Annotated in this window: 9 protein-coding genes; all 9 read left to right on the forward strand. The window is 66.2% G+C overall.

Annotated features, from left to right (window positions below; all coding sequences use genetic code 11):
* Positions 1-31 precede the first annotated feature (31 nt).
* The 9 genes from glf to ON40_RS00855 all read left to right on the forward strand — a co-directional run bounded on the left by glf (position 32) and on the right by ON40_RS00855 (position 11,257).
* Positions 32-1,228: a UDP-galactopyranose mutase gene (gene glf, locus ON40_RS00815; RefSeq protein WP_040817174.1), complete on the forward strand. Its 1,197-nt coding sequence runs from the start codon at positions 32-34 to the stop codon at positions 1,226-1,228.
* A gap of 31 nt (positions 1,229-1,259) precedes the next feature.
* Complete coding sequence (locus tag ON40_RS00820; protein ID WP_040817177.1) at positions 1,260-3,242, forward strand: glycosyltransferase; 1,983 nt, start codon at positions 1,260-1,262, stop codon at positions 3,240-3,242.
* A complete protein-coding gene (locus tag ON40_RS00825) occupies positions 3,239-3,838 on the forward strand; it encodes a phosphatase PAP2 family protein (protein ID WP_083895310.1) in 600 nt (199 codons plus the stop codon). Before ON40_RS00820 ends, ON40_RS00825 begins: the two co-directional genes overlap by 4 nt.
* A gap of 1 nt (position 3,839) precedes the next feature.
* The gene (locus ON40_RS00830; protein ID WP_040817179.1) at positions 3,840-4,784 is read left to right on the forward strand and encodes a decaprenyl-phosphate phosphoribosyltransferase; all 945 of its coding nucleotides are present in this window, start codon (positions 3,840-3,842) and stop codon (positions 4,782-4,784) included.
* 4 nt (positions 4,785-4,788) lie between these two features.
* Positions 4,789-6,786: an arabinofuranosyltransferase AftB family protein gene (locus ON40_RS00835; RefSeq protein ID WP_040817182.1), complete on the forward strand. Its 1,998-nt coding sequence runs from the start codon at positions 4,789-4,791 to the stop codon at positions 6,784-6,786.
* Between the two features lie 25 nt (positions 6,787-6,811).
* Positions 6,812-7,129: a hypothetical protein gene (locus ON40_RS00840; RefSeq protein ID WP_040817185.1), complete on the forward strand. Its 318-nt coding sequence runs from the start codon at positions 6,812-6,814 to the stop codon at positions 7,127-7,129.
* Positions 7,130-7,200: 71 nt separating this feature from the next.
* Entirely contained in the window at positions 7,201-8,229 is a 1,029-nt protein-coding gene (locus ON40_RS00845) for an alpha/beta hydrolase (RefSeq protein WP_040817188.1), read from the forward strand.
* Positions 8,230-8,659: 430 nt separating this feature from the next.
* Positions 8,660-9,673, forward strand: a complete 1,014-nt coding sequence (locus ON40_RS00850; protein ID WP_040817189.1) for an alpha/beta hydrolase — start codon at positions 8,660-8,662, stop codon at positions 9,671-9,673.
* A 522-nt stretch (positions 9,674-10,195) separates the two neighbouring features.
* The gene (locus ON40_RS00855; RefSeq protein ID WP_083895312.1) at positions 10,196-11,257 is read left to right on the forward strand and encodes an alpha/beta hydrolase; all 1,062 of its coding nucleotides are present in this window, start codon (positions 10,196-10,198) and stop codon (positions 11,255-11,257) included.
* The last annotated feature ends 719 nt before the right edge of the window (positions 11,258-11,976 follow it).

The following is an 11,976-nucleotide window of genomic DNA, read 5'->3' on the forward strand; positions in this document are numbered from 1 at the left end:
TCGTCGCGGACTTCCGATACGCTGGGCACCCGTGACCGCCGCAACGCCCTTCGATCTGATCATCGTCGGCTCCGGATTCTTCGGGCTGACCATCGCCGAACGTGCCGCCACCCAATTAGGCAAGCGGGTGCTGGTCGTCGAACGCCGCTACCACTTGGGCGGCAACGCATATTCCGAGGCGGATCCCGAAACCGGTATCGAGGTGCACAAATACGGTGCGCACCTGTTCCACACCTCGAACAAGCGGGTGTGGGATTACGTCAACCAGTTCACCGAATTCACCGGCTACCAGCACCGCGTCTTCGCCATGCACAAGGGGCAGGCGTACCAGTTCCCGATGGGCCTGGGCCTGCTCTCGCAATTCTTCGGCCGCTATTTCACGCCCGACGAGGCGCGCGCCCTGATCGCCGAGCAGTCCGCCGAGGTGAACGCCGAGGACGTGTCCAACCTCGAGGAGAAGGCCGTCTCGCTGATCGGCCGCCCGCTGTACGAGGCATTCATCCGCGACTACACCGCCAAGCAGTGGCAGACCGATCCGAAGGAGCTGTCCGAGGGCATCATCACCCGCCTGCCGGTCCGCTACACCTTCGACAACCGCTACTTCAACGACACCTACGAGGGCCTGCCGCGCAACGGCTACACCGCGTGGCTGGAGAAGATGGCCGAATCCGAGCTCATCGAGGTCCGGCTGAACACCGACTGGTTCGAGGTGCGCGAGGAGATTCGCGCGCAGAGCTCGGACGCCCCGGTGGTGTACACCGGCCCGCTGGACCGCTACTTCGACTACAGTGCGGGCGAATTGGGCTGGCGCACGATCGATCTGGAGACCGAGGTGCTGAACACCGGTGATTTCCAGGGCACTTCGGTGATGAACTACAACGACGGCGACGTGCCGTTCACCCGCATCATCGAGCCGCGCCACTTCCACCCCGAGCGCGACTATCGGACGGACAAGACGATCATTCAGCGCGAGTTCTCCCGTTTCGCGCAGACCGGCGACGAGCCGTACTACCCGATCAACAGCACCGAGAACCGCGAGAAACTGGTCGCCTACCGTGAGCTGGCCAAGAACGAAACAGCCACGGCCAAGGTCCTTTTCGGTGGACGTCTGGGCACCTACCAGTACCTGGACATGCATATGGCGATCGGCAGCGCGCTGAGCATGTTCGACAACATCGTGGGCCCGCACCTGGAATCCGGCGCACCGCTGGTCACCCAGGACCAGTGAGCCGTGCCCGAGAAGCCCGCAGGAAAGTGACATGACCGCACAAGCGACCTTGGAACAGATGCCCACCCACACCCGCGCGATCTCGCTGCTACAGCGGGTCATCCTGCCGCGTCCGGGCGAACCGCTCGACGTGCGCACCCTCTACCTGGAGGAGTCGGAGACCAACGCCCGTCGCGCACACGCGATCTCACGCACCTCGCTGTCGATCGGCGGGGAGTCGGAGGTCTCGTTCTGCACCTACTTCAACGCGGTTCCGGCCAGTTACTGGCGGCGCTGGAGTGTGCTGAGTTCGGTGGTGCTGCGGCTGGAGCTCTCCGGCCACGGCCGGGTGGACGTGTACCGCTCCAAGGCCGACGGTTCGCGAATTCACGTGCAGGGCGATGAATTCGGCACGATGCCCGCCGATCCCGCGCACGAGGACGCCGAGCAGACCGCCGCAATCGCCACGGAATCGGTGGAATTCGAGATCGAGCTGGCTCCGTTCGAGGACGGCGGCTGGATCTGGTTCGACATCACCACCGATTCGGCGGTCGAATTGCGCAGCGGCGGTTGGTACGCGCCGATCGAGGCGCCCGGCGCGGGCACCATCGCGGTCGGCATGCCCACCTTCAACCGTCCCGGCGACGCGGTGAAAACCATTGCGGCCCTGGGCTCGGACCCGCTGGTGCTGGAGAAGATCCGCGCGGTCATCATTCCGGACCAGGGCACCCGCAAGGTCGTCGACGAACCCGGATTCGTCGAAGCCGCTGTGCCGCTGGGTGATCGGCTGGCCTTCCACAATCAGCCCAACCTCGGTGGATCCGGCGGATACAGCCGGGTCATGTACGAGGCGTTGAAGACCACCGATGCCGAGTACATCGTCTACATGGACGACGACATCGAGATCGAGCCGGACTGCATCCTGCGCGCCCTGGCCTTCTCGCGTTTCGCCCGTTCGCCCATCCTGACCGGCGGGCAGATGCTCAACCTGCAGGAACGTTCGCACCTGCACACCATGGGCGAGGTGGTGGACCGCTCCATCTTCATGTGGACCGCGGCCCCGAACGTGGAATACGACCACGACTTCTCCAAGAATCCCCTGCGCGACCGCGACAACTCCAAGTTGCTGCACCGCCGCATCGACGTGGATTTCAACGGCTGGTGGACCTGCGTCATCCCGCGCAAGGTCGCCGAGGAACTGGGCCAGCCGCTGCCGCTGTTCCTGAAGTGGGACGACGTCGAATACGGTTTGCGCGCACGCGATCACGGCTATCCGACGGTCACCCTGCCGGGTGCGGCGGTCTGGCACATGGCCTGGTCCGACAAGGACGACGCGATCGACTGGCAGGCGTACTTCCATCTGCGCAACCGGCTGGTCGTCGCCTCGCTGCACCTGCCCAACGACGGTCGCCCGATGGTGGTCAACACCATCAAGGCGACACTGAAACACCTGCTGTGCCTGGAGTATTCGACGGTCGCCATCCAGAACGAGGCGATTCGCGACTACCTCGCCGGACCCGACAAGCTGTTCGGCCTGCTGCCCACCGCACTGGGCAAGGTGCACGCCATGCGCAAGGAATATCCGGACGCGGTGGTCCTGCCGTCCTCCACCGAACTGCCGCTGGCCTCGCACGCCGAGGTCGGCGCGGTCGGCGAGCCGGGCAATCCGATCGCCAAGATGGCCCGGCTCGGTAAGGGCCTGCTGCACAACGTCCGCAAGGCCGACCCGAAGCACTACGACACCCCGCAGCTGAACGTTCCCACGCTCGACGCGCGGTGGTTCCTGCTCTCGCAGGTGGACGGCGTCACCGTCACCACCGCCGACGGGCGTGGCGTGGTGTACCGCAAGCGCGATCCGCGCAAGGCGCTCGAGCTGTTCAAGGAGGCCATGCGGTTGCGTCGGGAGCTGGCCGAGCGTTTCCCCGAGGTGCGCAACCAGTATCGTGCGGCGCACGCGAAGCTGACCAGTACCGCGGCTTGGGAGGATGCCTTCGGTATCGCCCCGGCCGCGCGCACACAGGAGAATCCGAAATGACCGCAGAAGCCTCCGACGTGACCGGTAGGTCACCCGGACTGCACGTCGTGCCCGATCCGCAGACGCGATCGGCCGAGGTCAAGGTCCTCAACGCTGTGCAGGGCACGATCGGGTCCAACCCGGCGGTGATCTCCGCCGCGCGCGGAATGTCCCATTTCGGGGAGCACGCGCTGGGCTGGATGGCGATCGGCGCGGTCGGCGCACTCGTGGACAAGCCGCGTCGGCGGCAGTGGGCGGGTGTGGCGGCCGGCGCGTTCGGCTCGCACGCGGCCTCGGTCGTCATCAAACGGATCGTCCGGCGAAAGCGTCCGCACGATCCGTCGGTGCAGGTCAACGTGTCGACACCGAGCAAATTGAGTTTCCCGTCCTCGCACGCCACCTCCACCACGGCGGCTGCGGTGTTGCTCGGACGGCTGACCGGGCTACCCTTGCCTGCGGTGCTCGTGCCCCCGATGTTGCTCTCCCGGATGGTTCTGGGAGTGCACTATCCCTCCGACGTGCTCGCCGGTTCCGCGCTGGGCGCCGCGTCAGCTGCCGCCGTGCTAGCCGCCGAAAAGAGACTTGCCAGTGACCGCACAGGAAAGAGCCCTCGCTGAAATGAGTGAAGAGCCGACCGGCACCGACCTCGACGAAGCCGTACTGAAGGGCCCGCCCAAGACCCTGGCCGGGGGTCTGATCAAGACCATGCGGCCACGTCAGTGGGTGAAGAACGTCCTGGTGCTGGCGGCGCCGCTGGCGGCGGGCAAACTGCCCGACGGCAGTTACGCGATCGCCGATGTGACCAAGGGCTGGCATATCGGCGTCGCCTTCGTGGTCTTCTGCATGGCGGCCTCGGGCATCTACCTGATCAACGACGCGATGGACGTGGAGGCCGACCGGGCCCACCCGACCAAGCGTTTCCGGCCGATCGCGGCCGGTGTGGTGCCGGTCAATCTGGCCTTCGCGCTGTCGGTCGTGCTGTTGGTCGGCTCGCTGCTGATCTCCTTCGCCGCCGCCTGGCAGCTCGCGGTCACGATGGCGGTGTACATCGCCATTCAGCTGGGCTACTGCTTCGGGCTCAAACACCAAGCGGTGCTGGACATCTGCATCGTCTCCTCGGGCTTCCTGCTGCGCGCGGTGGCCGGCGGCGCGGCGGCGAATATCCATCTGTCGCAGTGGTTCCTGCTGGTCATGGCGTTCGGGTCGCTGTTCATGGCGACCGGCAAGCGCTACGCCGAGCTGAAGATCGCGCTGGACACCGGCGCGAAGATCCGTAAGTCGTTGCAGTACTACACGCCTACCTACCTGCGTTTCGTCTGGACGCTGTCGGCGACCGCGCTCGTGGTGTTCTACGGCCTGTGGGCGTTCGAGACCGATCACAAACGCACCCTGTGGTATGCGATCTCGATGATTCCGTTTACTATCGCAATCCTGCGTTACGCGGTCGACGTCGATGGCGGCGAGGCCGGAGAACCTGAAGAGATCGCGCTGGGCGACCGCGTTTTGCAGTTCCTGGCCATCGCCTTGATCGGAGCGGTAGGTGTCGCTGTCTATCTCACCTGACGAGATGCTGGCAGACGGGGAAGATCGCGAGGGGACGGACGGTTCGAGCGAATCGCTCGACCGTGTCCGGCTACGTGATCCCGCGCGGCGTTTCGCGCTGTTCGCTCGCCTGGCATTCGTCGGTGGGATCGTCACCACCGTGGTCGTATTCGCCTGTGGCGCTTGGGCGCGCCGCTGGATCGCGGACGACGGCCTGATCGTGTTGCGCACCGTGCGCAATCTGATGGCCGGTAACGGCCCGGTCTTCAACGTGGGTGACCGCGTGGAGACCAACACCAGCGCCGCGTGGACGTATGTGATCTGGTTCTTCAGCTGGATCACCCACGCCCGTCTGGAATACGTGAGTCTGTTCACCGCGCTGACGCTCTCGCTGCTCGCGGTGGTGTTCGCGATGTTGGGCGCGGCGCGGCTGTGGGGCGGTGCGGCAACGCAATTGCTGCTCCCGGCCGGTGCGGTGGTCTACATCGCGGTGCCCCCGGCCCGCGACTACGCCACCTCCGGCCTGGAGAACTGCCTGGTCATCCTCTGGCTGGGCGTGCTGTGGTATCTGCTGATGCGCTGGTCCCAGGCCGAACGCGTCCGGCTGCCAAGCCTTTTCGGCCTGGTGTTCTGGGCCGGGCTGTGCTGGGTGGTGCGTCCGGAGATGACCATTCTCGGCGGGCTGGCCCTGGTGCTGGTGTTCTGTGCGCCGATGCCGGCCTCGCGGTTGCGCCCGATTCTGCTGCGCGCCTGCATCGTCGCGGTCGGTGGTCTGGTTCCGGTGGGATATCAGATCTGGCGGATGGGGTACTACGGACTTCCGGTGCCCAACACCGCGGTCGCCAAGGAGGCGGGCGGTGCGAAGTGGGGGCAGGGTTTCAAATATCTGTGGGATCTGAGCGGGCCGTACTTCCTGTGGGCTCCGCTGCTGGTGCTGGCGATCGTCGCGGTGGTGATCCTGCGCGCGCGCCGGGCGCAGCGTGCGTCCGCGGCCGAGGCCGACGCGGAATCGACTGCGGCGGACGGACGTCCGGGTCTGCTCGGCCGGATCGAAGGCATCCGGCAGCAGTTGCGGACCCCGCGTGCGGTGGTCACGCTGATCCTGGTCGGCGCACTGCTGCTGATCACCTTCGAACTGCGCGTCGGCGGCGATTTCATGCACGGCCGAATGTTGTTGCCGCAGTTGTTCACGCTGCTGCTGCCGGTGTCGGTGCTGCCGGTCTGGCGGTTCGGCGCGGTCGTACGCGGTGCGCTGCACCGGAATTGGGCGTTCGCGCTGCCGGTGGTCTGGGTGGCCATGATCGCCTGGGCGTTCTTCGCCTCGAACACCACCGGTAACAAGGCGGGCGCGAGCATCAGCTCGGACGGCATCGTCGACGAGCGGATCTACTACGTGCTCAACAGCGGTCACGATCATCCGATCCTGGCCGAGGACTATCTGGACTATCCGCGCATGCGGGCGATGGTCGACGACATCGCCAACACCCCCAACGGCGGCCTGCTGCTGAACTCGCCGTCGTTCATGATGTGGTACATCGCCCCGCCGCCGCTGCCGATCCCGGAGGGCGGGGCCGGTCACACCGTCTACTTCCTGAACCTCGGCATGACCAGCATGAACGTTCCGCTGGACGTGCGCGTCATCGATCAGGAGGGCCTGGCCTATCCGCTGGCCGCGCATTCGGACCGGCTGACGGACGGCCGCATCGGGCACGACAAGAACCTCTACCCGGACTGGCCGCTGGCCGATACCGGCATGGTCGACCGGCATCCGTGGATGCCGTGGTACATGGACGAGAAGTGGGCGATGCAGGCGCACACCGCGCTGTCCTGCCCGGCCACCCAGGATCTGCTGGCCTCCTCGCGGGCTCCGCTGACGCGCTCGCGGTTCAAGCACAACCTGATCCAGGCGTGGTCGTTCTCGAAGTACCGCATCGATCGGGTGCCCAAGTACGAGATCGAGCGTTGTCATCTGATCGATCCGGCGCCGACACCGCCGCCGCCGGCGCTTACACCGCCGAAGTAGGTCCGATCCTTGCGGTTGCTGTGAAGTGACTGTGTATTTCGACGTGCGGTCCGGCCCGGTTCGACACCGGGTCGGTCGGACGAATGTCCAGGTCATCGCGGACATCGATCGTGACCTCGGGTTGTCCGAATGCGCCCGCCGTGATCTGATGGCGACCAGTTCCAAACTGCGTTTTCCGCCACTTCGTATCATTTTGGTAACGCTGCGGCATGGTTCGCGCGATAAGCTCACCGAAGTACTTCCGTCCGGCGGTGCAGGCACGCTTGCGCTGGTGGACGGCCCGCACGAAGCGGCCGAGCCCGGCCGCACAAGGGAAAGGCCGAACAGGATATGCGAGGCGTGACTGTGCGTTGGGCGCAGGAAAGACGTCGGAGACGGTCGCTGAATCGGGGTAACGAGCGTCGGTCCGGCTGGATGAGGCGCTCGGCGCTCGGATTGGCGTTGGCTACGTTGTTGCCGCTGGCTATGTCGGCGGCGGAGGCGACCACCGCGTCCGCAGCGTTCACGCCCACCGGATTCGACTTCTGGGTCGATTCATCGATCATGGGTCCGATCAAGTCGCGGGTCTTCCGCGCTGCCGACGGCAACACCGACCGCGTGGTGTACGCGCTCGACGGTGAGCGCGCCGGTCTGGATCTGTCCGGCTGGGAGATCAACACCAACGTCGCCAATGCGCTCACCCGCGCCAACATCAACGTGGTGATGCCGGTGGGTGGCCAGTCCAGTTTCTACATGGACTGGAATTCGCCGAGTTCGTTCCTCGGCATTCCGCCGCAGGCCGGTTCGTCGGGTTCGTCCTCGGGCTCGTCGTCCGGCTCCGGCGGACTGCAGATTCTCGGACAGGGCCCGGGTAAGAGCTACCGGTACGACTGGGAGTCCTTCGTCACCCGCGATCTGCGCAACGCGCTGCACGACCGGCTCGGTTTCCGGACCACGCGCAACGGCGTGTTCGGCCTGTCGATGGGCGGCAGCGCGGCGCTGACCCTGGCCGCGCACCACCCGGACATGTTCCATTACGCGGGCGCGTATTCGGGCTATCTGAACATCTCGGCGCCCGGTATGCGCGAGGCGTTGCGCGCGGCGATGATCGACGCCGGCGGCTACAACATCGACTCGATGGCGCCGCCGTGGAGCCCGAAGTGGTTCTACATGGATCCGTTCGTCTTCGCGCCGCAGCTCAAGGCCAACAACACCAGGCTGTGGGTCGCCGCGGGCAGCGGTATTCCGGGCGCGGGCGATGTGTCCAACGCGATGGACGTCATCCAGGGTTCACCGCTCGAGGCGCTGGCCCTGGCCAATACCCGGGCCTTCCAGATCCGCATGATGAGCCTGGGTGCGCAGAACGTCACCTACGACTTCCCGTCGGTCGGCGTGCACAACTGGCATAACTGGGAGGCCGAGGTCAGCAAGATGATCCCGGACCTTTCCGCGAACATCGGCTGATCGGACTCGCCGCGTAGGGTTCCGCCAGCAACAGGCCCCGGGGTGATGATCACCCCGGGGCCTATTGCTGTCCATTTGCCTGTATCGGATCCGACACGGTTGCACCTTGGGCGGTGCTGTCCGGCGATCATTCGGGAAAACTCGGCGTTCAATCACCTGAGTGCGTGACCAGGTGGTCGATACTCGTTTCTGTATCGAGATCTGTGCAGTGCGGAGGCGCACCGTATGCGCCGAGGAGTTCGTCTGTGTTGTCCGAATAGATGGGGTGTCGGGCCGCGAGCGGGTATGCGGGCACCGGTGCCCGAGCGAAAGGCGAGACCCGATGCGATTTGCGCCCACGAAGCCAGGATTCGGTTCACCCGGCGCCCGACAACCGAGCACCGGCCGGAGGTTCGGCCGTTCGGCACGGAAGTGGTTCGGCCGAACGGCAATGGCGGCGGCATTGGTCGTGGCGATGCCCATCGGGCTGGCGGTGCACGGCGAGGTGCCCAGGGCCGCGGCGGCATTCGATCCGCATGCCTTCGACTTCTGGGTGAACAATGCGGCGATGGGACCGGTGAAGACCCGGATCCTGCGGGCGCGTGACGGTAATACCGATCGCGTCGTCTACGCCCTGGACGGTATGCGCGCCCGGCAGGACCTCAATGGCTGGGAGATCGAGACCAATGTGGCCGAGGTGCTGGCCAACTGGAATATCAATGTGGTGATGCCGGTCGGCGGACAGTCCAGCTTCTACGCGGACTGGAATGCGCCGAGTTCGTTCCTCGGCATGCCGCCGACCAATACCGGCTCCGCCACCGGATCGGGTGCGACCGAGACGTTCATGTCGGGGCCGGGTAAGGCCTACCGGTACGACTGGGAGACGTTCCTGACCCGGGATCTGCGCAACGCGCTGCACGACCGGCTCGGTTTCCGGGCCACGCGCAACGGCGCCTTCGGCCTGTCCATGGGGGGCAGCGCGGCGCTGATGCTCGCGGCGTATCACCCCGATCAGTTCAGTTATGCCGGGTCGTACTCCGGATATCTGAACGTTTCCGCGCCGGGTATGCGCGAGGCGATCCGGACCGCGATGGTCGACGCGGGCGGATACAACGTGGATTCGATGGCGCCGCCGTGGGGGCCGAAGTGGCTGGCCATGGATCCGTTCGTGTTCGCACCCCGGCTGGTGGCGAACAATACGAGGCTGTGGATCGCCGCGGGCAGCTCCATTCCCGATCAGGCGGATCTGGCTCCGCCGGTCGGCGCCGCGGCCGATCGCGTGGTCCGCGGTATGCCGCTGGAATTCCTGGCGCTGTTGAACACTCGGGCGTTCCAGGTGCGAATGCAGACGCTCGGCGCTCGCAACGTGGTGTACTCGTTCCCCAATTACGGCATCCACGACTGGATCAACTGGAGTAACGAGGCGTACCGGATGATTCCGGACATGTCGCGCAATATCGGCTGACCATCAGGTTCGTCGCGCCCGGGACCCATGGGTTCCCGGCCGAATGCCGTTCCGGTCGCGACGAGATCAGCGGGCGTGTGGATTGTGTTGTGCCGCGCGCCTATTCGGATACGTGAACACCTCGGAAACAGCGACCGCACTGTGTGTTTCCTGTGAACGGATCGTCCGCATCGGTGAATTGGCGACGCCGGAGTGGTTCGAGCGGATTCGCAGTTACCACGAATTCCTGGATCCGGGAAGGGTTCCCGCGACATAACCGGGCGAACGCGATAGGGTCACTGCACGATTACGAAAGGTCTCGGGCGGATTTCGGACAAGGGTTCGCCCCCCGTCTTGCTAACCGCGGATCGGTCGAATATGGTCCAGCGAGCGCAAGTGTGACCACCTCGTAGACGCGCCGTCGCTCGCTTCGGAGATCGGGATCCGAGGTGAGTGTGTACCGTGCCGCCGGCAGCAGTTCGACTGCGGTTATGCGGTACGCCTACAACAGCAGACTACAGCAGCAGAAAGTGAGCAGCATCCATGCGTTTCGGCAGGTCCGCAGCGCCGGCGTCGGATTCGGCGCCCGCCTCGGCGGGAGTCCCCAAAGGGCGGCGAAATGCTCGGTTCGGTTGGCGCGCGCGACTTCTCGCCGTCGGCGCCGCTACGCTGGCGCTCCCGCTGGCGACGGCAGCAGCAATTCCATCGGTCGCCACCGCGTCCCCGATCGTCGGTCACCCGGTGCATCGCACCCCGGCCGGCGGCTACCAGGAGCTGATGGTTCCCTCCTCCATGGGGCCGATCAAGGTCCAGGTGCAGTGGGCCAGGCACGGCGGCAATGCCGCGCTGCTGCTGCTCGACGGTCTGCGCGCCCGGGACGATCGCAACGCCTGGTCGTTCGAGACCAACTCGCAGCAGATGTTCGGTAACGACAACGTCACGCTGGTCATGCCGGTGGGCGGTCAGTCCAGCTGGTACGCGGACTGGCAGTCGCCGAGTAACACCAACGGCCAGAAGTTCACCTACATGTGGGAGACGTTCCTGACCAAGGAACTGCCCAACTTCCTGGCGAACTACGGCGTCTCGCACAGCAACTGGGCGGTCGCGGGTCTGTCGATGAGTGGCCCGGCCGCGCTGCGCCTGGCGGCGTTCCACCGCAACCAGTTCAAGTACGTGGCCTCGTTCTCGGGTCCGCTGAACTGGAACGCACCGGGTATGCGCGAGGCGATCCGCGTCATGATGCTCGACGCCGGACGCTTCAACGCCGACTCGATGGCCGCGCCGTGGAGCCCGCAGTGGCTGCGTTCGGACCCGATGGTCTTCGCTCCGCAGCTGCGTGGTCTGCCGATGTTCATCTCCTCCGGCAGCGGTCTGCCGGATCAGCGCGACAACCTGGGTTCGGCTGTGGGCCTGTTCAATACGGGTAACGCCATGGCGCTCGAGGCCATCGCGATGGTCAGCACGCACACCTTCCAGGCGCGCTTGCAGTCGCTGGGCATCCCGGCCACCTACGACTTCCCGGCCACCGGTACCCACATCTGGCGGAACTGGCAGGACGAGCTGGCCAAGGCCCGTCCGGGCATCCTGGCCGCGCTGCACGCCTGACATGTAACGCGATAGTCCCCCGACCGGCGCCGTGCCTCGTGCACGGCGCCGGTTGTCGTTTGCGGCCTTTGTCCGCACATCCCCGGTCGTTGAATGGACAACTCATAGTGTTATCCGCGCGTCGGCACGTTCAAACGTGATTCGAGCGGTAGAAAAACCTTTGTGGCAGGTGTGGCGTATGAGAGCAGTGGGAGTGCGAGACGCGCCCGTGCGCGCCGGTTCAGGCTCGCGGCGCTGTCCGCAGCTGTCGTCCTACCGATCGCCGCGGGCTATTCGGTAGCCATCCCAGCTATCGCCCAGCCACCGGCCAGCCCGGCCCCCGCCCCGCAACAGGTCGCTTCCCGGCCCCCCACTCCCACTCCCCCGGCCCCGGCAGCCTCACCCCAACCGGCCCCGGCCCACGCAGCCCGGCCCCCGTCGCCGCCCCGCCGCACGCTTCTGCTCCCGCTGCAAAACCGGCTGCCCCCGCTCCGGCACCCGCGGCCCCCGCTCCCGCTGTCCCGGCCGCCCCAGGCCACGCAGCGTCGGCTCCGGCCCCTGCGGCTCCGAGCCATGCAGGCCCAGCCGAGATTGCCGCTCCGGCCCCCGCTCCCTCTTCGGCGGCTCCGGCTCCCGCCGCAGCACCTGCCCCGGCGCCAGCGGGGCCATCCCGGCCTGCGCCAGCTGCCCCGGCGGGGCCCGCTCCGGCCCGGGTAGCTCCGGCCCCGGCTCCCGCTCGT

The sequence above is a fragment of the Nocardia jiangxiensis NBRC 101359 genome (assembly GCF_000308615.1).
Lineage (GTDB): Bacteria > Actinomycetota > Actinomycetes > Mycobacteriales > Mycobacteriaceae > Nocardia > Nocardia jiangxiensis.

Bases quoted from the DNA above. Each gene is read 5' to 3' on its own strand.
- ON40_RS00825 (WP_083895310.1), top strand. From the start codon at position 3,239: ATGACCGCAGAAGCCTCCGACGTGACCGGTAGGTCACCCGGACTGCAC.
- ON40_RS00820 (WP_040817177.1), top strand. From the start codon at position 1,260: ATGACCGCACAAGCGACCTTGGAACAGATGCCCACCCACACCCGCGCG.
- ON40_RS00845 (WP_040817188.1), top strand. From the start codon at position 7,201: ATGAGGCGCTCGGCGCTCGGATTGGCGTTGGCTACGTTGTTGCCGCTG.
- ON40_RS00830 (WP_040817179.1), top strand. From the start codon at position 3,840: ATGAGTGAAGAGCCGACCGGCACCGACCTCGACGAAGCCGTACTGAAG.
- ON40_RS00835 (WP_040817182.1), top strand. From the start codon at position 4,789: ATGCTGGCAGACGGGGAAGATCGCGAGGGGACGGACGGTTCGAGCGAA.
- ON40_RS00850 (WP_040817189.1), top strand. From the start codon at position 8,660: ATGGCGGCGGCATTGGTCGTGGCGATGCCCATCGGGCTGGCGGTGCAC.
- ON40_RS00855 (WP_083895312.1), top strand. From the start codon at position 10,196: ATGCGTTTCGGCAGGTCCGCAGCGCCGGCGTCGGATTCGGCGCCCGCC.